The 21,014-nt window shown below is 71.8% G+C and carries 21 protein-coding genes and 1 tRNA gene; 17 read left to right on the plus strand and 5 right to left on the minus strand.

All coding sequences use genetic code 11. The features are described from left to right. Nucleotides 1-455, minus strand: a 455-nt coding sequence (locus tag VFO68_RS22895; protein ID WP_325160414.1) for an MFS transporter, incomplete at its 3' end; no start/stop codon positions are given. Nucleotides 456-738: 283 nt separating this feature from the next. On the opposite strand from VFO68_RS22895, the gene VFO68_RS22900 reads away from it, so the two are divergent. From VFO68_RS22900 to VFO68_RS22920, 5 genes are all read left to right on the plus strand, one after another. Further along, nucleotides 739-1,194, plus strand: a complete 456-nt coding sequence (locus VFO68_RS22900) for an acyl-CoA thioesterase (RefSeq protein ID WP_325160415.1) — start codon at nt 739-741, stop codon at nt 1,192-1,194. Between the two features lie 261 nt (nt 1,195-1,455). Further along, entirely contained in the window at nt 1,456-2,706 is a 1,251-nt protein-coding gene (locus VFO68_RS22905) for an SGNH/GDSL hydrolase family protein (RefSeq protein ID WP_325160416.1), read from the plus strand. Between the two features lie 71 nt (nt 2,707-2,777). Then, nucleotides 2,778-3,716 carry an alpha/beta hydrolase gene (locus VFO68_RS22910; RefSeq protein ID WP_325160417.1) on the plus strand — a complete coding sequence of 313 codons (939 nt, stop codon included), beginning with the start codon at nt 2,778-2,780 and terminating at the stop codon, nt 3,714-3,716. Between the two features lie 3 nt (nt 3,717-3,719). Continuing rightward, on the plus strand, nt 3,720-4,376 hold the full coding sequence (locus VFO68_RS22915) for a TOPRIM nucleotidyl transferase/hydrolase domain-containing protein (protein WP_325160418.1): 657 nt from the start codon (nt 3,720-3,722) through the stop codon (nt 4,374-4,376). Nucleotides 4,377-4,432: 56 nt separating this feature from the next. Further along, nucleotides 4,433-5,098 carry a TMEM175 family protein gene (locus VFO68_RS22920; RefSeq protein WP_325160419.1) on the plus strand — a complete coding sequence of 222 codons (666 nt, stop codon included), beginning with the start codon at nt 4,433-4,435 and terminating at the stop codon, nt 5,096-5,098. Here the strand turns inward: VFO68_RS22920 and VFO68_RS22925 are convergent. After that, on the minus strand, nt 5,085-6,722 hold the full coding sequence (locus tag VFO68_RS22925; protein WP_325160420.1) for an ABC-F family ATP-binding cassette domain-containing protein: 1,638 nt from the start codon (nt 6,720-6,722) through the stop codon (nt 5,085-5,087). The two genes, VFO68_RS22920 and VFO68_RS22925, sit on opposite strands and share 14 nt — an antisense overlap. Before the next feature lie 16 nt (nt 6,723-6,738). On the opposite strand from VFO68_RS22925, the gene VFO68_RS22930 reads away from it, so the two are divergent. The 12 genes from VFO68_RS22930 (at nt 6,739) to selD (ending at nt 18,840) form a co-directional block, all read left to right on the plus strand. Further along, entirely contained in the window at nt 6,739-7,176 is a 438-nt protein-coding gene (locus tag VFO68_RS22930) for a VOC family protein (RefSeq protein WP_414635555.1), read from the plus strand. Between the two features lie 65 nt (nt 7,177-7,241). Further along, a complete protein-coding gene (locus VFO68_RS22935) occupies nt 7,242-7,685 on the plus strand; it encodes a hypothetical protein (protein WP_325160422.1) in 444 nt (147 codons plus the stop codon). Between the two features lie 77 nt (nt 7,686-7,762). Further along, complete coding sequence (locus VFO68_RS22940) at nt 7,763-8,347, plus strand: hypothetical protein (protein WP_325160423.1); 585 nt, start codon at nt 7,763-7,765, stop codon at nt 8,345-8,347. A 12-nt stretch (nt 8,348-8,359) separates the two neighbouring features. Continuing rightward, nucleotides 8,360-10,786, plus strand: a complete 2,427-nt coding sequence (fdnG, locus tag VFO68_RS22945; RefSeq protein WP_325160424.1) for a formate dehydrogenase-N subunit alpha — start codon at nt 8,360-8,362, stop codon at nt 10,784-10,786. Then, nucleotides 10,786-11,601 carry a formate dehydrogenase accessory protein FdhE gene (fdhE, locus tag VFO68_RS22950; protein ID WP_325160425.1) on the plus strand — a complete coding sequence of 272 codons (816 nt, stop codon included), beginning with the start codon at nt 10,786-10,788 and terminating at the stop codon, nt 11,599-11,601. The genes fdnG and fdhE overlap by 1 nt, the downstream gene beginning before the upstream one ends. A gap of 2 nt (nt 11,602-11,603) precedes the next feature. Then, nucleotides 11,604-12,431 carry a 4Fe-4S dicluster domain-containing protein gene (locus tag VFO68_RS22955; protein ID WP_325160426.1) on the plus strand — a complete coding sequence of 276 codons (828 nt, stop codon included), beginning with the start codon at nt 11,604-11,606 and terminating at the stop codon, nt 12,429-12,431. Beyond that, complete coding sequence (gene nrfD, locus VFO68_RS22960) at nt 12,428-13,378, plus strand: NrfD/PsrC family molybdoenzyme membrane anchor subunit (RefSeq protein ID WP_325160427.1); 951 nt, start codon at nt 12,428-12,430, stop codon at nt 13,376-13,378. The genes VFO68_RS22955 and nrfD overlap by 4 nt, the downstream gene beginning before the upstream one ends. A gap of 3 nt (nt 13,379-13,381) precedes the next feature. Then, complete coding sequence (locus VFO68_RS22965; protein WP_325160428.1) at nt 13,382-14,506, plus strand: Mrp/NBP35 family ATP-binding protein; 1,125 nt, start codon at nt 13,382-13,384, stop codon at nt 14,504-14,506. Nucleotides 14,507-14,539: 33 nt separating this feature from the next. After that, a tRNA-Sec gene (locus tag VFO68_RS22970) sits at nt 14,540-14,634 on the plus strand. Nucleotides 14,635-14,656: 22 nt separating this feature from the next. After that, a complete protein-coding gene (selA, locus tag VFO68_RS22975; RefSeq protein WP_325160429.1) occupies nt 14,657-15,958 on the plus strand; it encodes an L-seryl-tRNA(Sec) selenium transferase in 1,302 nt (433 codons plus the stop codon). 1 nt (nt 15,959) lies between these two features. After that, nucleotides 15,960-17,726 carry a selenocysteine-specific translation elongation factor gene (gene selB / locus VFO68_RS22980; protein ID WP_325160430.1) on the plus strand — a complete coding sequence of 589 codons (1,767 nt, stop codon included), beginning with the start codon at nt 15,960-15,962 and terminating at the stop codon, nt 17,724-17,726. 124 nt (nt 17,727-17,850) lie between these two features. Next, entirely contained in the window at nt 17,851-18,840 is a 990-nt protein-coding gene (selD, locus tag VFO68_RS22985; RefSeq protein WP_325160431.1) for a selenide, water dikinase SelD, read from the plus strand. A 4-nt stretch (nt 18,841-18,844) separates the two neighbouring features. Here the strand turns inward: selD and VFO68_RS22990 are convergent, their stop codons facing one another. From VFO68_RS22990 to VFO68_RS23000, 3 genes are read right to left on the minus strand one after another with little or no spacing between them, the layout of a single operon-like run. After that, nucleotides 18,845-20,071: an RNA polymerase sigma factor gene (locus tag VFO68_RS22990; RefSeq protein WP_325160432.1), complete on the minus strand. Its 1,227-nt coding sequence runs from the start codon at nt 20,069-20,071 to the stop codon at nt 18,845-18,847. Then, nucleotides 20,068-20,391, minus strand: coding sequence for a YciI family protein (locus VFO68_RS22995; protein ID WP_325160433.1), 324 nt, complete (start codon nt 20,389-20,391; stop codon nt 20,068-20,070). The genes VFO68_RS22990 and VFO68_RS22995 overlap by 4 nt, the downstream gene beginning before the upstream one ends. A 25-nt stretch (nt 20,392-20,416) precedes the next feature. Beyond that, nucleotides 20,417-21,013, minus strand: coding sequence for a dihydrofolate reductase family protein (locus VFO68_RS23000; protein WP_414635556.1), 597 nt, complete (start codon nt 21,011-21,013; stop codon nt 20,417-20,419). Nucleotide 21,014 lies beyond the last annotated feature (1 nt).

The following is a 21,014-nucleotide window of genomic DNA, read 5'->3' on the forward strand; positions in this document are numbered from 1 at the left end:
GGGCCCAGCCAGTAGATCAGCAGGCCGCCGATCGGTGCGCCGAGCATCTGGGTGCCCCGGGTGAGGGTCTCGTACAACGAGGTCATCCGGACCACCGGTGTGCCGGCCTGCCGGGCCATCGGCGCGAGCAGCACGTGCTTGGCGCGGTCGCCCACGCCGCGCAGCCCACCGACGACAGCGGCGAGTGCCAGCAGCGCGACATATCCGATCCCGGGCACGGCCGCGATCACCGCGATGGCGAGCGCACTGCCCAGGTCGGTCACGATCGAGGTGCGGCGCAGGCCGAACCGGTCGGCCAGCGGCGCGGCGAACACGCCGGAAGCCAGGTACGGCAACAGTTCCGCCCCGGCCACCAGGCCCAGCTTGACCGCGCTGCCGGTGGTCTCCAGCACCAGCCAGGGCAGCACGATCGCGGTGATCCAGTTACCCAGAGCCGAGATGACGTCCGCCGCCATCAGGGCGACGAGACCGGCGCGCCGGTTCACCCCGGTGCGCCGACGGCCGTGTCTCCCCGTTGTGGGACCAGGGTCTGCGCGGCAAATGTCAATGTCTGATCGCCCTTGCGAGGGGCTTCGCGGTCCCCGTATTCGGCAAACAGCTCCAGGGCGCGCAATACGTAATTGGCGCCACTGGGTAACACGGAATCCACTGCCTACTCCCACGTTCGATCGGTCTTGGGACTCTAACCGGTAATGTGTCGTATGACCACCGGTCGCTGTTCGCGATCGGCTGGATGCGATGGGTGACCGGCGACGCGCGGAGGCGGGCGAAATGGCGGGGCAGTTTTCCGAACGGTTCTCGGTGCGCGCGTACGAGTTGGACAGCAACGGACACGTGAACGGTGTTGTTTACCTGCAATACGCCGAGCATTCGCGTTGGCAACTGATGCGGGCGGCCGGTGCGGACCTCGAGCGGCTGCGGTCGACGGGCATCGGTCCGGTCTTCCTGGAGACCGTCATTCGTTACCACAGCGAGCTCTTCTACGGCGACACGGTCGACGTGTCCTGTGAAATCACCTGGGGTTCGGGCAAAACTTTCCGGGTTCCGCAGGAGGTCCGGCGCACCGACGGCGAGCTGGTCGCGGAGATCTCCAGCATCGGTGGCCTGCTCGACCTGGAAACGCGCAGACTTGTCGACGAACCCGCGGAACGGTATCGGGCGATCGCGACCGCACCGGAGGTCCTGGGGCTCTGACGGAAATTGAAATAGCCCAGCGCAACCGAGGGAATGCGGTGCGTTGCCGGTCGTGGAGCAATCCCGTTGCGCCGATTGGAGTCAGTTTCCCAGGATGATTGACGGCTTGTTGGGCCCGTACTAGCGTTCGCGCACAAGCTTTGGTGACCGGGGGTAGCTCATCCCCCGGTCCTTTTTTCGGGAGGTCCATTTTCCATGAAGACGCCAAGAAAATGGCGTTCGGTTGGCGCAGCCGTTCTGTTGGCAGTCACGCTGCCCGCGGTGGTCTCCACCGGAAGCACGGCGGCGCCGGGCGACGGGTCCGACTTCAACCGGTCCCGGGAATGGGTCGGCACCTGGGCGGCCGCGGTCACCGGCGCCGAGCCGACCGGATCCGCTCGCAACGGGTTCAACAACCAGACCGTGCGCATGATCGTGCACGTGTCCGTGGGCGGCGAGAAGGTCCGGGTCCGGCTGAGCCACGTCTTCGGTGAGGCGACCGCCACGATCGGCCACGCCACCGTGGCGAAGCCGAACACGGCCACTCCCGAGCTGAACGACATCGACCCGGCCACGCTGCGCGACCTGACCTTCAACGGCCGGCAGTCCACCACCATGCTCAGGGGCCAGGAACTGCTCAGCGATCCGGTGAACCTGCGCGTCGCCGACCTGTCCGACCTCGTGGTCACGGTGTACTTCCCGGTGCCCAGCGGACCGGTGAGCTGGCACGCGACCTCCCAGCAGAACAGCTTCGCCGGCGCCGGTGACCTGAGCACCGCCGCCACCGGAGCCGGGTTCACCACCACCCGGACCTGTTGCTGGTACGCGCTTTCCGGCGTCGACGTGCTGCGGCACCGGCCCGATGGCTCGATCGTGGTGGTCGGCGACTCGCTCGGCGACGCCAACGGCAGCACCCTCAACGCCAACAAGCGCTGGCCCGACCTGCTGGCCAAGCGGCTGGTCGAGGCGCGGCACGGCAACGACGCCCCCGGCGTGCTCAACGCCAGCCTGTCCGGCAACCGGCTCAACCACGAGGGTCCCGAACCCGGCGCGGGCGGCTTCCCCGGTTTCGTGCAACTCGGCACGAACGCGGGCGCCCGGCTCAACGAGGACGTCTTCCCGCAGACCGGTGTCCGCACGGTGCTGTTCGACCTCGGCATCAACGACATCTGGATGACCGGTGACTCGGCCGACGCGATCATCGACGCGATCCGCAAGGTCGGCACGCAGGTCAAGGAACGCGGGCTGCGGTTCATCCCGGCCACCCTCGGCCCGTTCGAGGGCTTCGCGGTCACACCCGGCGCACCGGCCGGGGAGTGGACACCGGAGAAGGAAGCCACCCGCAACGCGGTCAACCAGTTCCTGCGCACCACGCACGAGTTCGACGGTCTGATCGACTTCGACGCCGTGCTGCGCGACCCGGCCGCGCCGAGCAAGCTGCGGGCCGAGTTCGACTTCGGCGACCACATCCACCCCAATGATGCCGGCAACCAGGCCATGGCCGACGCCATCCCGCTGCGCCTGGTGAGTTAGGTTCCGAGGGGGGTGATCCCGGCGGGTGCGCGGCGCACCCGCCGGGATCCCGCGTCGTCGAAGGGACTCTCATGCCGTTCGATCCACAGGTGCGCGCGTTGCGGGAGAAGGCGATCGCCGCCGGCACCCCGCCGCTGTACACCCTGACGGTCGACCAGGCCCGGGCGGCGGACCTGGCCGCGATCAAGGCCGCCGGCGGCACCGGAGAGCCGGTGCACGAGGTGATCGACCGGAGGATTCCCGGCCCGGACGGGGAACTGCCCATCCGGATCTACCGGCCGTGCGACACCGCCGAGGCGATGCCGACCCTGGTCTACTTCTTCGGCGGCGGCTGGACCCTGGGCAGCATCGAGACCTCCGACGCGATCTGCCGGATCCTGGCCAACCTGGTGCCCTGTCAGGTGATCACCGTCGGCTACCGGCTGGCACCGGAACACCGGTTCCCGGCCGCGGTGTCCGACTGCTACGCCGCGACCCGCTGGATCACGCGCAACGCCGGGGAGGTCGGCGCCGACCCGGACCGGATCGCGGTCGGCGGGGACAGCGCGGGCGGCAACCTCGCCGCCGCCGTCACCCTGCTCGCCCGCCGGGACACCGAGGCGCCGCTGGTCGCCCAGGTGCTGGTCTACCCGAACACCGACTATCGCGGCGAGACCCCGTCCATGCGGGAGAACGACGATCCGGCGCTGTTCAACCGCCGGTCCGTGGCGTGGTACTGGAAGAACTATCTGTCCACTCCGGACGACGGCCGCGACCCGCTGGTGTCCCCGCTGCTCGCCGACGACCACAGCGGCCTGCCGCCCGCGCTGGTGATCACCGCGGAGTACGACCCGCTGCGCGACGAGGGCGAGCGGTACGCCGAGCGGCTGCGTGCCGCCGGCGTCCCGGTCGAGGCGACCCGCTACGAAGGCATGATCCACGGCTTCTACGCGATGGCCGCCAGCCTGGACGCCGCCCGCGTCGCGCACACCCAGACCGCCGCGTTCCTGCGCTCCCGCTTTAGGCTGTAGGGCGTGTCCCGCCGTGAGCTTGGCCGCAGGGAGCTCGCCGGCTACGACCGTGGTCCCGGTGCCACGACCCGGGCGACGGCCCGCGCGATCGCGAAGGTCGACGACGCCGAGGCCGTGGTGCTCGTGGAGGGCATCAGCGACCAGATCGCACTGGAGACGGCCGCCGTGGGCCGCGGCCGGGATCTCGACGCGGAACGGATCGTGGTCCTGCCGATCGGCGGGGCGCACGCGATCCGCCGCATCCTGACCGGATTGGACCCGCTGGGCACCCGGTTGCGACTCGCCGGGCTCTACGACGTCCGGGAGGAGGAGGTGTTCCGGCGCGGCCTGGCCGCGCTCGAGATCGGCTCCCCGGGCTCCCGTGCCGACCTTGAGCAGCTCGGGTTCTACCGCTGTGTCAACGATCTGGAGGAGGAGTTGATCCGCGCGGTCGGCGCCGCGGGGACCGAGGCCCTCTTCGACGCCCACCGCGATCTCAGGTCGTTCCGGTCGTTCCAGAGCCAGCCCGCGTGGCGCGGCCGCCCGCCCGAGGCACAGCTCTACCGGTTCGTGCGCAGCAGTTCGGTCCGCAACCTGCGCTACGCCCGGCTGCTCGTCGAGGCGGCACTCGACCGGGACGTCCTGCCCCGGCCGCTCGACGCGGTGCTCGCCGCCGTGTGAAGGCTCACCCGCGACGGGTGATCGGTTCCGGCCGCCGATGGCCAGAATCGGACGGTATGGCCGACGGCGAATCGAAAGACAGCGAGACCGGCAGGGGCCCGGCGGCGCGGTACCGCACCGGTCGCGTCGAGGCGTTCAGCGACGGGGTGCTGGCCATCGTGATCACGGTGCTGGTGCTCGAACTGGAGGTCCCGCACAGCGAGGACCGGCCGGTGTGGCCGGTGCTGCTCGAGAACTGGCCGTCGTACCTGGCCTACGTGGTGAGCTTCGCGACCATCGGGGCGGTGTGGGTCACGCACACGGTGATCACCGAGTATCTCGACCGGGTCAACTCGCTCTTCCTGCGGTTGAACCTGCTGCTGCTCATGGTGGTGTCGTTCCTGCCGTATCCCACCCGGCTGCTGGCCGAGTACGTCGGCGAGCCCGGCGAGCGGATCGTTGCGGTGATCTACGGCGGCAACCTGCTGTTGACGTCGGTGCTGCTGTCCGTGCTGTGGCGCTACGCCGTGCACGCCGGCCTGGTGCACCCGGACTTCGCCGACACCGACGTGCGCACCCTCACCACCCACCTCACCCCCGGGGTGGCCAGCTACCTGGTGATGATCGGCCTCGGGCTGTTCCTCCCGGTCTTCGCCGTGCTCGGCTACCTGCTCATCGCCATCTACATCATGGTTCCGGTCGCCGCGATCTGGCACCGCCGCCGGGGCCTCAGCGCTCGGTGACCCGGCCCGCGGTGAGGTGGACGTGCCGGGTGGTGTGCACCGCCGCGAGCATCCGGCGGTCGTGCGTGACCAGCAGCAACGTCCCCGGGTAGCCGGCGAGCGCGGCCTCCAGCTGTTCGATGGCGGGCAGGTCCAGGTGGTTGGTGGGCTCGTCGAGCACCAGCAGGTTCACGCCCCGGGCCTGCAGCAGCGCCAGGGCGGCGCGGGTGCGTTCACCGGGGGACAGGCGCTGCGCCGGGCGCAGCACGTGCGCGGCGGCCAGGCCGAACTTCGCCAGCAGCGTCCGGAGCTCGGCCGGCGGCGTCGCGGGTAGCTCGGCCTCGAACGCGGCCAGCAGGCTCGACTCGCCGGTGAACAGCGCGCGGGCCTGGTCGACCTCGCCGACCCGCACCCCCGGCCCGAGCGCGGCGTGGCCCTCGGCCAGCTCGACCCGGCCGAGCAGCGCGGCCAGCAGGGTGGACTTGCCCGACCCGTTCGCACCGGTGATCGCGACCCGGTCCGCCCAGTCGATCTGCAGGTCGACCGGTCCCAGGGTGAAGGCGTCGCGCCGCACCACCGCCCCGCGCAGCGACGCGACCACCGCGCCGGCCCGGGGCGCCGCCGCGATCTCCATCCGCAGCTGCCATTCCTTGCGCGGCTCCTCGACCACCGCCATGCGTTCGATCAGCCGCTCGGTCTGCCGGGCCTTCGCGGCCTGCTTCTCGGTGGTCTCCACCCGCCGGTTGCGCCCGATCTTGTCGTTGTCGGTCGCCTTGCGGCGGGCGGCGCGCACCCCCTTGTCCATCCAGGCCCGCTGGGTGCGGGCGCGCAGCTCCAGCGCCGACCGGGTGTCGGCGTACTCCTCGTAACGCTCCCGGGCGTGCCGCCGGCCCACCTCCCGCTCCGCCAGGTACGACTCGTAGCCGCCGCCGTACTCGCGCACCTGCTGCTGGGCCAGGTCCAGCTCGAGCACCCCGGTCACCGTCCTGGCCAGGAACTCCCGGTCGTGGCTGACCAGCACGGTGGCCGCGCGCAGGCCGGTGACGAACGCCTCCAGCCGCTCCAGGCCGTCCAGGTCCAGATCGTTGGTCGGCTCGTCGAGCAGGAAGATGTCGTAGCGGCTGAGCAGCAGCGCGGCCAGTCCCGCGCGGGCGGCCTGGCCACCGGACAGCGCGGTCATGGCCGCGTCCAGCCCGGCGGTGAGCCCGACATCCGCGACCACCGCGGCGGTCCGCTCCTCCAGGTCCGCACCGCCCAGCGCCAGCCAGCGCTCCAGCGCGGTCGCGTAGGACTCGTCGGCGCCCGGCGCGCCGTCGCCGAGCGCGGCGGTGGCCGCGTCCAGCGCCGCCTGCGCGGCCGTGAACCCGGTGCGGCGGCCGAGGAACGCCCGCACGCTCTCGCCCGGGCGGCGGTCCGGCTCCTGCGGCAGGTGACCCACGGTCGCCGACGGCGGGCTGTACCGGACCGTGCCGTGTTCCGGCGGGACGAGCCCGCCGAGCACCCGCAGCAGGGTCGACTTGCCGGCCCCGTTCACCCCGACCAGCCCGATCACGTCGCCCGGCGCCGCCACCAGGTCCAGGCCGGAGAACAGCACCCGGTCCCCGTGCCCGGCGGCCAACCCCTTGGCGACCAGCGTTGCACTCACCCGTCCATCGTCCGCTATGGCAGTCTGGCGCCCGGAGGTGGTCCGATTGCCGAGGTTCCCGGTCCTGCGGCATACGGTGCTGGACTGCACGGACGCCCGCGCCCTCGCCGAGTTCTACCGGCAGCTACTGGGTTTGCGGTACCGGCCCGGCCACGAGACCCCGGACGGCGTGGACGACTGGCTGGTGCTGCGCGACGAGACCGGCCGGTCCCGGCTGGCGTTCCAGCGGGTCGCCGAACTGCCCGAGGCGACCTGGCCGGAGGGCCCGCGTCCGCAGCAACTGCACCTGGACATGACCGTGCCCGACCGCGCCGAGCTCGACCACCAGCACGAACGTGCCATGGCCCTGGGCGCCCGCCTGCTGCGCGACCTCTCCGACGACCCGGAGGAACCGCTGCGCGTCTACGCCGATCCCGCCGGCCACCCGTTCTGTATTTTTGTCGCAGTTCCGTAGGGGGTTCCGTGGCCATCGACTGCCAGCCAACCTCGTCCGCATCTTCGTCTGGGCGGGCTGACCGCATGGTCCTGGTCGGCGTTCTGCTCGCCGAGCCCGGCGACCTCGGCGAGTGGCTCGCCGACGCGGCGGCGTTCGACGCCGCCGGAGCCGACGCGCTGTGGGTCGACTTCGGTCCGGAACCCGCTCTCGACGAACTGGCGCTGGTGGCGGCGCTCGCCGTGGTGACCTTCCGGGCCCGGCTGGTGGTCGCGCTGCCGGACATCCCGGCCCGCACCCGGGACACGATCGCCCGGCTGAGCCAGGGCCGGTTCACCGAGCCCGGCGAGGAGGTCTGGGAGCGCGTGCCGCCGCCCGAGGGCCGGGAGTCCTTCCGGCAGACCCGCGCCGCGGCCGCCGAGCGCGGCGTGACCGGGGTCGTGGTCGCGGCCGGACCGCGCCTGTTGGACATCCTGCGCAACCCCGATGACCCGGGCGAACGGCTCGACCTTCAGATCGCTCAGGGCTGAGGCGTTGCGCCGGACGCCCGGTGAGATCGAGAATGGGTGTGACGGTGCCGTCACGGGGCGTGGAAGGAAGACCGGCGATGGAGCAGGTCACCAGGCGCAGGTTCCTCGGACTGGGTGTTGCCGGCACGGGCGCGGTGGGGCTTTCCGCACTCGGTTTCGATGTCGCGGCCGCCAGCCAGGTCAAGCAGGCGCTCCGGCTCGACGGCACGACGATCAAACACTCGGTCTGCCCGTACTGCGCGGTCGGCTGCTCGATTCTGGCCTACACCAAGCAGTCCGACTCCGGACACACCGAGCTCGTGCAGATCGAGGGCGACCCGGACAGCCCGGTCAACGAGGGCACCCTGTGCCCCAAGGGCGCGAGCTCGCTGCAGCTGGCGATGTCGCGGCGCCGGGTGCCCACCCCGCTCTACCGCGCCCCGGGCCAGACCGACTGGCAGCGGGTGTCCTGGGACTTCACCCTGGACAAGCTGGCCCAGAACATCAAGGCGTCCCGGGACCGCACGTTCGTCACCCAGGACGCCAACGGAAACGTGGTGAACCGCTGCGAAGGCATCGCCTTCGCCGGCGGCGCGGCGTTCAGCTCGGAGGAGGGCTACCTCGCCGCCAAGCTGATGCGTGGTCTTGGGGTGGTCCACCTGGAGCAACAGGCCCGGGTTTGACACGGCCCCACGGTGGTCAGTTTGGCCGCCACGTTTGGCCGGGGAGCCATGACCAACCACTGGCGCGACATCAGGCACGCCGATCTGATCCTGATCAACGGCGCCAACCCGGCCGAGGCACATCCGGTCGGCTTCCGCTGGATGATGCGCGCCAAGCTGGAGCGTGGCGCGAAGATGATCCACACCGATCCGCGGTTCACCCGGACCTCCGCGGTCTCCGACCACCATGTGCGGATCCGCACCGGCACCGACGTCGCCTTCTTCGGCGGGCTGATCAATTACGTGCTGCAGAACGAGCTCTACCACAAGGAGTACGTCGACTGGGCCACCAACGCCGGCCACGTGGTGAGCGCTGACTACGCCTTCACCGACGGTTTGTTCAACGGCTTCAACGCGCAGACCAGCGCCTACAACACCGCAGCCTGGGCGTACGAGACCGACGGCGGCTTCGCCAAGGTGGACCCGGCCAACCCGCGCTCGGTGCTGAACCTGATGCGGGAGCACTACAAGCGCTACACCCCGGAGATGGTCGAGCGGATCACCGGCATCCCGCGCGAGCAGTTCCTCGAGGTGGCCAAGCTGGTCGGCGAGACGGGCCGGCCGGACAAGGTGATGACCATCGTCTACGCGGTCGGCCTGACCCACCACACCACCGGGGTCCAGCTGATCCGCTCGGCGGCGCTGTTGCAGCTACTGCTGGGAAACATGGGCCGGCCCGGCGGCGGCATGAACGCCGAACGCGGCCACGCCAACATCCAGGGCAACACCGACCACGCCATCTCCTGGGAGATCCTGCCCGGCTACCTGCGGATCCCGGCACCGGGGCAGAAGAACCTGGCCGACTACCTGGCCGCGAGCGCCACCAGGAAGCTGCGGCCCAACTCGGTGAACTTCTTCGGGGAGAACTACCGCAAGTTCATGGTGAGCCTGCTCAAGGCCTGGTACGGCGACGCCGCCACACCGGCCAACGAGTTCGCCTTCGACTACCTGCCCAAGCCGGCGGCCAACTCGTCCTGGATCTCCATCTTCGACCAGGCACTGCGCGGCAAGATGGAGGGCCTGATCCTGTCCGGGATGACGGCCACCAGCATCGGGCCGGACTCCAACCAGGTGCTCCAGGCACTGTCCAACCTCAAGTGGCTGTGCGTCATGGATCCGTTCAACACCACCAGCTCGGAGTTCTGGAAAGCGCCCGGCATCGACGCGGCCAGCGTGCAGACCGAGGTCTTCATGCTGCCGGCCACACACTGGATCGAGAAGGACGGGTCGTTCACCAACAGCGGCCGGTGGGTGCAGTGGAAGGAGCAGGTGCTGCCGCCGGAGGGCGAGGCCCGGCACGACCACTGGCTGCTCGCCGAGCTGTTCGACCGGGTCAAGCAGCTCTACGCGCAGCAGGGCGGCAAGTTCCCGGACGCGCTCAAGGCGCTCACCATGCCCTACCGGGACGCGCGCCGGCCGGAGCTGGACGAGATCGCCCAGGAGATCAACGGAAAGAGCCTGACCACCGGCAAGCGGTTGGACACCTTCGCCGCGCTGCTCGACGACGGCACCACCACGGCCGGGGACTGGATCTACACCGGGCACTACCCGGAGACCGGCAACCTCGCCAAACGCCGGGCCGGGATCGCGGATCCGGCCAAGAACGACCCGACCGGCATGGGCTTCTACCCGAACTGGGCGTGGAGCTGGCCGCTCAACCGCCGGGTCATGTACAACCGCGCGTCGGCCGACACGCAGGGCCGGCCGTGGGATCCGAAGCGGGTGGGCATCGCCTGGGACGCCGCCGCCAACAAGTGGGTCGGCGACGTGCCGGACTATCCGGCCACCGCGGCGCCCGGTCCGACCGCCCCGCTGCCGTTCATCATGACCGCCGAGGGCACCGGCCGGTTGTTCAGCAACGGGGTCGCCGACGGGCCGTTCCCGGAGCACTACGAGCCGGTCGAGTCGCCGGTGGACAACCCGTTGCACCCCAACGTGTCGACCACCCCGGCGGCGTTCCGGTACGACGAGAAGGCGGGCCGGGGCAACCGGTTCGGCACCGCGCGGGAGTTCCCGTACGTGGCGACCTCCTACCGGCTCACCGAGCACGAGCACTACGTCACCCAGAACGTCGAGCACCTGGTCCAGCTGCAACCGGAGGCGTTCGTCGAGGTGCCCGCGGAACTGGCCAGGGAGAAGGGAATCGTCAACGGCGACCACGTGCGGGTCTCGTCCAAGCGGGGCAAGCTCGAGGTGCGCGCGGTGGTCACCAGCCGGCTCGGCGCGCTGATGATCGACGGCAAGAAGGTGTACCAGATCGGCATCCCCATCCACTGGGGCTTCGTCGGCATCAACACCGGCCAGCACTGGCTGGCCAACGCGCTCACCCCGTTCGTCGGCGACGCCAGCTCGCGCACGCCGGAGTTCAAGTCGTTCCTGGTCAACCTCGAGAAGATCTGATGGCCACGCCGCGCGTCCGGACCAGCCCGTGGGCCGCCCTCCGCGGGCGGGCGGAACTCCTGCGCGTCCAACACCCCTTCGCCGCCCAGCAGCTCCGGCTCTACCTGGCACTGCTGGACGTGTGGGAGGACGCCTGGTCACGGGCGCGCGACGTGCCACCGGCGGAACTGGCCGGCTGGGCCGCCCGCGAGGTGTTCCCCGCCGTGCTCGCCGCGACCGTCGCGCACGGCCCGAAACCGTTGGCCGACAGCGTGTCCGGCGCCGACGGCGAGGTCGCCGCCCTGCTCGCCGCCTGGCTCGCGGGCGAGGGCCTGGAACCGACGGAGCGCTACCTGGCCCGCGCCACCCTCCGGGGTCCGCTCGCCGCGGTGGACGCCGGGGATGCCTGTGCCGCCGACCCCGCGCCCCGGGGGGACCGGCGCTGCCCGCACTGCGCCGGACCGCCGCAACTGTCGGTCCGGCTGGACAGCGGCGACCCGCTCGTCGCCGGCCGCCGCGAACTGGCCTGCGCGCGCTGCGCGGCACGGTGGGACTACTCCGGCAACGCCTGCGGGTTCTGCGGGGAGACCGGGAAACGCACCATGTTCGCCGAACGGGACGCCGCGCCGCGCGTCGGCCGGGGCACCCCCGCCGGCATGTTCCCGCACCTGCGGGTGGAGGCCTGCGCGAACTGCGCGCGGTACCTGATCGACATCGACCTGGGGCGGGATCCCGGTGCGGTGCCGGAGGTCGACGAGCTGGCGGCGGTGCCGCTGGATCTGTTCGCGGCCGAGCGCGGCTTTTCCAAGATCACACCCAACCTGATGGGGTTCTAGCGATGGCGGAGATCACGCCCGGCCGGGCCTACGGGTTCTTCACCGACACCAGCGTGTGCATCGGTTGCAAGGCCTGCGAAGTGGCCTGCAAGCAGTGGAACCAGCTACCCGGCAACGAGCCGGTCTTCGGCGACGGCTACGACAACACCGGCACGCTGGACGCGCAGAACTGGCGGCACGTGGCGTTCATCGACAACGTGCCGGACCAGACCGCGGGCCCCGGCGCCGGCAAGGCGTGGCTGATGATGTCCGACGTCTGCAAGCACTGCCAGCAGGCGAGCTGCCTGGAGGTGTGCCCGACCGGGGCCATCATCCGCACCGAGTTCGACAGCGTCTACATCCAGCCGGACGTGTGCAACGGCTGCCGCGACTGCATCGCCGCCTGCCCGTACGACGTGATCGAGATGGACAAGGCGAAGGGCGTCGCACAGAAGTGCACGCTGTGCTACGACCGGCTGCAGGGCAACCTGGAACCGGCCTGTGCCAAGGCATGCCCGACCGACTCGATCCAGTTCGGCCCGGTCGACGAACTGCGCGCGGCCGCCCAGCAACGGGTGTCCGACCTGCACGACCAGGGCGTCACCCAGGCCCGCCTGTACGGCCAGGACGACTCGGTCTACGGCGGCCTCAACGCCTTCTTCCTGCTGATGGACGAACCCCAGGCCTACCGGCTGCCCGACGCCGACAACGCCGTGCTGCCCAGCCGCAACAACGCCGGCGGCTACCTCGGCATGGCCGGCGCCGCCGTGCTCGGCGTGCTCGCCAGCCTGTTCGCGCTGCGCCGCCGCCGGGAACCGGCGGTGGAACCCGGGGCCGGTGACGAACGATGACCGCGCTCGCCGAACCGGCCCAGCACTTCGCCGGCTCGCCCGACTGGACCTGGTACATCCTGTTCTACTTCTTCTGCGCCGGACTGTCCGGCGGCAGCTACGTGATCGCCTCCCTGATGCGGCTGCGCGGCGATCCGGCCGACGAGCCGGCCGCCCGGATCGGTTACCACGTCTCGTTCCTGGCGCTGCTGCCGTGTCCGGTGCTGTTGATCCTCGACCTCGGTTCACCGCTGCGGTTCTGGCACATGATGTGGAACACCACGCCGGGCGACGGGGGGCTGAACTTCTTCTACTGGTCCCCGATGTCGGTCGGCGTCTGGGCACTGCTGGTCTTCGGCGTGTTCGCCACGGCCTCGTTCGTGCACGCCCTGGTGCTCGACGGCAGGATCCGCTTCCCGCTGGTCGGGCTGCTCGACGGCGGGTTCGGCACGGTGTTCGCCGCCGTGGGCGCGCTGCTCGGCCTGTTCGTCGCCGGCTACACCGGGGTGCTGCTCGCGGTGTCCAACCAGCCGGTGTGGAGCGACACCTGGGCGCTGGGCGGGCTGTTCCTGGTCTCGGGTCTGTCCGGCTCGGCGGCGCTGTTGCTGTACCTGTTGCGCTACCGGGCCGACGCGGCGGCCAGCGCCGGACCGCTGACCGTCTCCGAGCGCCTCTACGCGGTGCTGGAACTGCTGCTGATCGTGATCTTCGCGATCACCCTGATGCCGGCCGGAACCTTCGGCCAGGCCTTCGGCATGCCGTGGGCCCTGCTCTGGCTGGTGGCCCTGGCCGGTCTCGTGCCCGGCATCGGCGGTCTGCTCGGCAGCGGGCTCGCGGTCACCCCGGAAGGCGTCACGGTGCCGGTGCAGTCGGTGTCGGCGGCCAGATCGGCGGCGGCCGCCGGGCTGGTGCTGGTCGGCGTGCTGGCGCTGCGTGCCGCCGTGATCTTCAGCGCCCAGTACCCGTAGCCGATGCCGACCGTCGAGGACGTGACCCGGGCGCTGGCCACCGTGCAGGACCCGGAGATCCACCGGCCGATCACCGAACTGGACATGGTCGGCGGCATCGAGATCAGCCCGGCCGGCGCGGTGCGGGTCACGGTGCTGCTGACCATCCGCGGCTGTCCGCTGCACGAGACGATCAAGCGCGAGGTCACCGCCGCGGTGGCGCGACTGCCCGGCGTCACCGGCGTCCGGGTCGAGTTCGGCGTGATGACCGACGAGCAGCGCCAGGACCTGCAGCGGCGGCTGATGGGGGAGCGGGACGAGCGCGAGATCCGGTTCGCCCGGCCGGAGTCGCTGACCCGGCTCTACGCCGTGGCCAGCGGCAAGGGCGGGGTGGGCAAGTCGTCGGTCACGGTGAACCTGGCCGCCGCGTTCAGCGCGCTGGGCCGCACCGTCGGCGTGGTCGACGCCGACATGTACGGGCACTCGGTGCCCCGGATGCTGGGCGTGACCGCCCGGCCCACCCAGGTCCAGCAGATGATCATGCCGCCGGCCGCGCACGGCATCCGGGTGATCTCGGTCGGCATGTTCACCGCCGGCAACGACCCGATCGTCTGGCGCGGACCGATGCTGCACCGCGCGCTGCGGCAGTTCCTCGCCGACGTCTACTGGGGCGATCTCGACGTGTTGTTGCTGGACCTGCCGCCGGGCACCGGTGACATCGCGATCTCGGTCGCGCAGTTGCTGCCCGCCGCGGAACTGCTGGTGGTGACCACGCCCCAGCAGGCCGCGGCGGAGGTGGCCGAGCGGGCCGGGGCGATCGCCCTGCAGACCCACCAGCGGGTGGCCGGCGTGGTGGAGAACATGTCCTGGCTGCCGTGCCCGCACTGCGGGCAGCGGATGGAGCCGTTCGGCTCGGGTGGTGGCGCCGCCGTGTCGGATGCGTTGTCCCGCAAGGTCGGCGGGCACGTGCCGCTGCTCGGGCAGGTGCCGCTGGACGTCCGGCTGCGCGAGCAGGGCGACGCGGGCACGCCGCTGGTGCTCGCCGACCCGGATGCCCCGGCCGCCAAGGAACTGCGCGCGGTGGCCGACCGGCTCACCGCGCGCGGCCGTGGCCTGGCCGGACGCCCCCTCGGGTTGAGTCCCGCTTGACAGATCGTTTCCAACCGACAGGGTTATGGGGTTGGAGGCGTTCAGGGGCTGGTGCTCCTCCCGGTCTTCAAAACCGGTGTGGCCCGGTATCCGGGCCAGGCGGGTTCGATTCCCGTCCGCCTCCGCCACAGCGAACGGATGGGGTGGTGGGTGCGGACCGACCAGCCGAGGGACCGGCGGCGCGACATTCCGCGCACCGACGCGGTCCTGGCCGATCCACGGCTGGCCGCCGCGGTCGAGAGCCTGGGCCGGGTCACCGTGAAGGCGGCCGTCACCGCCGCACAGGACCTGGCCCGGCGTGGTGAGCTGGACCCGGCCGGCGTCGCCGACGCGGCCGTCGCGGCGCTGCCCCTGCTGGCCACGTCGCTGCGCCCGGTGCTCAACGCCACCGGCGTCGTGCTGCACACCAACCTCGGCCGGGCGCCGCTGTCACAGGCCGCCACGGAGGCGGTGGCGGCGGCGGCCGGGTCCACCGACGTCGAGTTCGATCTCGGCTCCGGCAACCGGGCCCGGCGCGGCCGGGGCACCCTGGCGGCCCTGGCCGCCGCCGTCCCGGACGCCGGGGCGGTGCACGTGGTCAACAACGGTGCGGCGGCGCTGGTGCTGGCCGCGACCGCACTCGCGGCCGGCCGGGAGATCGTGGTCAGCCGGGGCGAACTGATCGAGATCGGCGACGGCTTCCGGCTGCCCGACCTGCTGGTCGCCACCGGCGCGCGGCTGCGCGAGGTGGGCACCACCAACCGCACCGCACTGACCGACTACACCGCCGCGATCGGCCCGGACACCGCCTTCCTGCTCAAGGTCCACCCGTCCAACTTCGTCGTGCGGGGCTTCACCGCCACGGTGCCCACCCGGGACCTGGCCGGCCTGGGCCCGCCGGTCGTGGTCGACATCGGCTCCGGCCTGCTGTGCCCGGAACCGTTGCTACCCAACGAACCGGACGCCGCGACGGTCCTGCGCGACGGCGCGGACCTGGTCACCGCCAGCGGCGACAAGCTGCTCGGCGGTCCGCAGGCCGGCCTGCTGCTCGGCCGGCCGGACCTGATCGAACAGCTCCGCCGGCACCCCCTCGCCCGCGCGCTGCGGGTCGACAAGCTCACCCTCGCCGCCCTCGAAGCCACCCTGAGCGGCCCGGCCACCCCCACCCGGCAAGCCCTGCGCCGGCCGGCCGAAGAACTCCGCGCCCGAGCCGAAGCCCTGGCCGAGTCCCTGTGCGCCGAGGGAATCCCTGCCGAAGCAACCGAAACCACCAGTGTCGTCGGCGGCGGCGGAGCCCCCGGGGTGGAGCTGCCCTCCTGGGCGGTAGCCCTCGATCCCGAACTCGCCACCCCGCTGCGCACCGGCGAACCACCCGTCGTCGGCCGGGTGGAGCGCGGCCGCCTGCTGCTCGATCTGCGTTGTGTGCCACCGGAACACGACGGCACGGTGTTCAACGCGGTGCGGAGGGCATGACATGTACGTCGTCGCCACCGCCGGCCACGTGGACCACGGCAAGTCCACCCTGGTGCGTGCGCTCACCGGAATGGAACCGGACCGCTGGGCCGAGGAGCAGCGCCGCGGGCTCACCATCGACCTCGGCTTCGCCTGGACCGAACTGCGCCCTGGGATGACCGTCGCGTTCGTCGACGTGCCGGGCCACGAACGGTTCGTGCCGAACATGCTCGCCGGAGTAGGTCCGGTGCCGGCCGCCCTGTTCGTGGTCGCCGCGGACGAGGGCTGGATGCCGCAGTCCGCCGAACATCTGGCCGCGCTGCACGCGCTCGGGGTGCGGCACGCGGTGTGCGTCATCGCGCGCAGCGACCTGGCCGACCCCGAACCCGCGCGCCGGCAGGCGTTGGCGGAGATCGCCCGCACCTCGCTCGGCGAGGTGGCCGCGGTCGCGGTCAGCGCACCGTCCGGCGCCGGTCTGCCGGAACTGCGCGCCGCGCTCGCCGGCCTGCTTTCCGCGCTGCCCGAACCCGATCTGGCCGCACCGGTCCGACTGTGGATCGACCGGTCGTTCTCGATCCGGGGCAGCGGCACGGTGGTGACCGGGACCCTGTCCGCCGGCCGGCTCCGGGTCGGCGACGAGCTGGAGATTCCGTCCCTGGGCCGCACCGCCCGGATCCGTGGACTGCAGTCCCTCGGGACGGCTCTGTCCGAAGTGGACGCTGTGGCCCGGGTCGCCGTCAACCTGCGTGGCGTGGAACGACACGATCTTCGTCGCGGTGATGCTTTGCTCACCCCGCAACGCTTCCACCACAGCACGGTGCTCGACGTGCGGGTGCACAGTGACCCGGTGGAGTCGTTACCGGCGAGCGTGATGCTGCACCTGGGTTCGGCGGCGGTGACCGCCCGGGTCCGTCCACTCGGCACGGACACCGCACGGCTGACCCTGGCCGGCCCGCTGCCGCTGCGGATCGGCGACCGCGGCCTGCTGCGCGACCCGGGTGCGCACCACATCGCCGGCGGCCTGACCGTGCTCGACGTGGCGCCGCCCGCGTTGACCCGCCGCCGCGCGGCCGCCGCCCGCGCCGAGGTGCTCGCGGTGCTGGACGGCCGCGCCGACGAGCACTCCGAACTGGCCCGCAGAGGCATGGCCCGGCGCGCGGACCTGGAACGCATGGGCGTGACCGTGACCTCGCCTCCCGTGGCCGGCGACTGGCTGGTCGAGCCGGCGGTGCTGGGCCGGCTGCGCGAGCGGCTGCCCCGGTTCGTGGCCGCCTGGCTGCGCGACCATCCGCTCGAACCCGGGCCCCCGGTCGATGTGGTGCGCCAGGCGCTGCGGTTACCGGACCGGGCCCTGGTGCACGCCCTGGTCGCCGCGCCCCTGGTGGAGCGGTCCGGCCGGGTGGTCCGGGCCGGCCAGCAGTCGGCCCTGCCGGCTCCGGTCGACCGGGCGGTCGCCAAGGTTCGCGCCGAGCTGGCCACCAACCCGTTCGCCGCCCCGGCGACGGAACGCTTGGCCCGCCTGGGTTTGGGCCCACGCGAGCTGGGCGCCGCGGTCCGTGCCGGCGCCCTGGTCCGCATCGCCGAGGGCGTCGTGCTGCTGCCGGAGAGCATCCCGCGGGCCGTCACGGTCCTCACCGCGTTGTCCCAACCGTTCACGGTGAGCCAGGCCCGGGTCGCACTCGACACCACCCGCCGGGTCGCCGTGCCACTGCTGGAGCTGCTCGACCGCAAGGGGATCACCCAGCGCCTTTCCGACGACCGCAGGCAAATCCGAGGAGACCGACCATGACATCCCTTCTGCCAACCGCACCTCAGGGGAACGTGACGCAAGCCAGCCACAGCCACGTGGCCAACCAGCACCTTTCCTCTCCCGACGTGACCACGGCAGGGAATTCCGGGGAGGCGGGACAGCCATGACCGTCCGGCTGACCCAGTACGCGCACGGCGGCGGCTGCGCCTGCAAGATCCCGCCCGGCGAGCTGGAAGCCATGGTCAGCGGCCTGTCCGCCGCGCCGGTCGCCGGCCGCGCCGAGCTCCTCGTCGGCCTCGACACCGGCGACGACGCCGCCGTGGTCCGCATCGACGGCGGTCACGCCCTCATCCTCACCACCGACTTCTTCACCCCCGTCGTCGACGATCCCTACGACTGGGGCCGGATCGCCGCCGCCAACGCCCTGTCCGACGTGTACGCCATGGGCGGCCAGCCGGTGGTGGCCGTCAACCTCCTCGGCTGGCCCCGTGACGTGCTGCCCACCGAACTGGCAACCGAGGTTCTGCGCGGCGGCCTGGCGGTGACCGCCGAGGCCGGTTGCCACCTGGCCGGCGGTCACAGCGTCGACGACCCGGAACCCAAGTACGGCCTGGCCGTCACCGGCATCGCCGACCCCGACCACCTGCTGCGCAACGACGCCGGGGTCGCCGGTGTCCCGCTCACCCTCACCAAGCCCCTCGGCATCGGCGTGCTCAACAGCCGCCACAAGGCCACCGGCGAGGTCTTCGGCGAGGCCGTCGCCACCATGACGCAGCTCAACGCCGAGTCCGCCCGCGCCGCCGTCGCGGCGGGGATCCGGTGCGCCACCGACGTCACCGGCTTCGGCCTGCTGGGCCACCTGTACAAACTGGCCCGCGCCAGCAACCTCAGCGCGGTCATCGACGCGAAAGCCGTCCCGTACCTGGAGGCCGCCCGCCCCGCGCTGCGCGCCGGCTACGTCAGCGGCGGCACCCGCCGCAACCTCGACTGGGTTTCGCCGCACGCCGACCTGTCCGCCATCGGCGAGGAGGACGCTCTGCTCCTGGCCGACGCCCAGACCTCCGGCGGCCTGCTCGTGGCCGGCGAGCTCCCCGGTCACCCCGTCATCGGCGAGCTGCGTCCCCCCACCACCCCCACCCTCACCATCCGCTGAGCCGCTATCCCAACTGGTCGCGGCGGCGGGTCAGGTGGGCGGTTTCGCCGGTGTTGCCGGCGAGCTCGATGGCCCTGTCGTAGGCCGCGCGCGCCTTGCCGTTGTGGCCCAGGCGGCGCAGCAGGTCGGCGCGGGTGGCGTGGTAGGCGTGATATCCGGCCAGGTCGTCCGCGAGGCGGTCCACGACCGCCAGGGCCACCTCCGGGCCGTCGAGCTCGGCGACGGCGATGGCCCGGTTGAGGGCGATGATCGGGGAGGGATCGAGCCGGGCGAGCTGGTCGTAGAGGGCGACGACCTGCGACCAGTCGGTGTCGCGCACGTCGCGGGCGGAGGTGTGCACGGCGTTGATCGCGGCGAGGATCTGGTAGCGACCCGGAGCCACCCCGGCGGCCAGGCGCTCGCGCACCAGCCGGTGCCCCTCGGCGACCAGCGCCGCGTCCCAGGCTCCGCGGTCCTGCTCGTCGAGCGGGACCAGGTCGCCGCCGGCCGAGACCCGGGCGGGACGGCGGGCCTCGATGAGGAGCATCAGCGCCAGCAGGCCGGCCACCTCACCGTCCTGCGGCAGCAGGGTACGGATCAGGCGGGTGAGCCGGATCGCCTCGGCGGTCAGGTCGTGCCGTACCGGATCGGTGTCCGGGCCGGTCGCCAGGTAGCCCTCGTTGAAGACGAGGAAGAGGACGGCGAGCACGCCGGAGACCCGGGCCGGCAGGTCCTCCGCGGCCGGCACCCGGTAGGGGATGCGCGCCGCCCTGATCTTCGCCTTGGCGCGGGTGATCCGCTGCCCCATGGCGGTCTCCTGCACCAGGAAGGCACGGGCGATCTCGGGCACGGTCAGACCGCCGACCATGCGCAGCGTCAGCGCCACCCGGGTCTCCATCGCGAGCGCCGGGTGACAGCAGGTGAAGATCAGCCGGAGCCGCTCGTCGCCGATGGTGTCGGGCGGCTCGGGCGGGTCGTCGCCGGACAACATCAGGGCCTCCCGGTGCTTGTCGTCGCGCTTGTTCTCGCGCCGGATCCGGTCGATGGCCTTGCGGTTGGCGGTGGTGGTCAGCCAGGCGCCGGGGTTGGGCGGCACCCCGTCGGCCGGCCACCGCTCGACGGCGGTCGCGAACGCCTCCGCCGCCGCCTCCTCGGCGATGTCGAGGTCACCGAACCGCCTGGTCAGCGCAGCGACGACGCGCGCCCACTCCGCGCGGTGCACCCGGGTGATCGCGGCCTGGACCTCGCTCACCGGAACGGCCGCACCTCGACCTTGCGGTTGCACGCCTTCGACCCCTCGGCGGCGAGCTTGAGCGCCACGTCGAGGTCGGGCGCCTCCACGATCCAGAAGCCGATGAGGAACTCCTTCGACTCCACGAACGGTCCGTCGGTGAACAGCGCCTCCGCACCCCGGTTGTCGATGACGGTGGCCGCGTCGGGCGATGCGAGGCCACCGGCGAAGACCCAGTTCCCCGACGCCTTGAGCCGGTCGTTGAACACCGCGATGGCAGCCTGCTCCTCCGGGGCGGCCAGGTCGGCACTGTCGTGGATCACGGAAAACAGGTACTGCATCTGCAGATCCTCTCGGTCTCGTGCCTCAGTCCGTTGCATACTGCGGGCGCCCGGCCGAGCGGTAGACCTGGAGCGTGATGCCGTCCGGGAAGGTCCGCGACTCGACCAGGTCGAGCGCCAGGTCGGGGCCGTTGTCGGGGAACAGCCGGGTGCCCTGGCCGACGACCACCGGGATCACGAGCAGGTTCAGCTCGTCGACGAGGTCGTTCGCGAGCAGCCAGCGGGCCAGGTTGATGCTGCCGTGCACCTGCAGTTCTCCTCCCGGCCTGGCCTTCAGCTCCCGGATGGCCGTCGCGAGGTCACCGGACAGGACGGTGGTGTCCGCCCAGCGCGGTTCGGTGAGCGTGTTCGACGCCACGTACTTCGGCTTGCTGTTCAAGGCATCGACGATGGGGTTGTCCCGATCTTCCCGCACGCCCCAGTAACCCGCGAACAGATCGTAGGTCCACCGGCCGAACAGGAACGCGTCGGCGCTCTGGTACAGCCGGCCGACATAGGCCCCGGACTCGCCGCCGAAGTGCGGCCGGGCCCATCCGCCGCGTTCGAACCCGTCGCCGCGGTGCTCCGGTCCACCGTTGCCCTGCGCCACGCCATCGACGGAGACCTGCATGTTGATCGTCAGC

The sequence above is a fragment of the Actinophytocola sp. genome, from assembly GCF_035712165.1.
GTDB lineage: Bacteria > Actinomycetota > Actinomycetes > Mycobacteriales > Pseudonocardiaceae > DASYTH01.

Excerpts from the sequence above, each read along its gene's own strand:
- VFO68_RS22900 (WP_325160415.1), top strand. The coding sequence starts at position 739 with ATGGGTGACCGGCGACGCGCGGAGGCGGGCGAAATGGCGGGGCAGTTT.
- VFO68_RS22910 (WP_325160417.1), top strand. The coding sequence starts at position 2,778 with ATGCCGTTCGATCCACAGGTGCGCGCGTTGCGGGAGAAGGCGATCGCC.
- VFO68_RS22920 (WP_325160419.1), top strand. The coding sequence starts at position 4,433 with ATGGCCGACGGCGAATCGAAAGACAGCGAGACCGGCAGGGGCCCGGCG.
- VFO68_RS22930 (WP_414635555.1), top strand. The coding sequence starts at position 6,739 with ATGGCAGTCTGGCGCCCGGAGGTGGTCCGATTGCCGAGGTTCCCGGTC.
- VFO68_RS22935 (WP_325160422.1), top strand. The coding sequence starts at position 7,242 with ATGGTCCTGGTCGGCGTTCTGCTCGCCGAGCCCGGCGACCTCGGCGAG.
- VFO68_RS22940 (WP_325160423.1), top strand. The coding sequence starts at position 7,763 with ATGGAGCAGGTCACCAGGCGCAGGTTCCTCGGACTGGGTGTTGCCGGC.
- fdhE (WP_325160425.1), top strand. The coding sequence starts at position 10,786 with ATGGCCACGCCGCGCGTCCGGACCAGCCCGTGGGCCGCCCTCCGCGGG.
- VFO68_RS22955 (WP_325160426.1), top strand. The coding sequence starts at position 11,604 with ATGGCGGAGATCACGCCCGGCCGGGCCTACGGGTTCTTCACCGACACC.
- nrfD (WP_325160427.1), top strand. The coding sequence starts at position 12,428 with ATGACCGCGCTCGCCGAACCGGCCCAGCACTTCGCCGGCTCGCCCGAC.
- VFO68_RS22965 (WP_325160428.1), top strand. The coding sequence starts at position 13,382 with ATGCCGACCGTCGAGGACGTGACCCGGGCGCTGGCCACCGTGCAGGAC.
- selB (WP_325160430.1), top strand. The coding sequence starts at position 15,960 with ATGTACGTCGTCGCCACCGCCGGCCACGTGGACCACGGCAAGTCCACC.
- selD (WP_325160431.1), top strand. The coding sequence starts at position 17,851 with ATGACCGTCCGGCTGACCCAGTACGCGCACGGCGGCGGCTGCGCCTGC.
- VFO68_RS22995 (WP_325160433.1), bottom strand. The coding sequence starts at position 20,391 with ATGCAGTACCTGTTTTCCGTGATCCACGACAGTGCCGACCTGGCCGCC.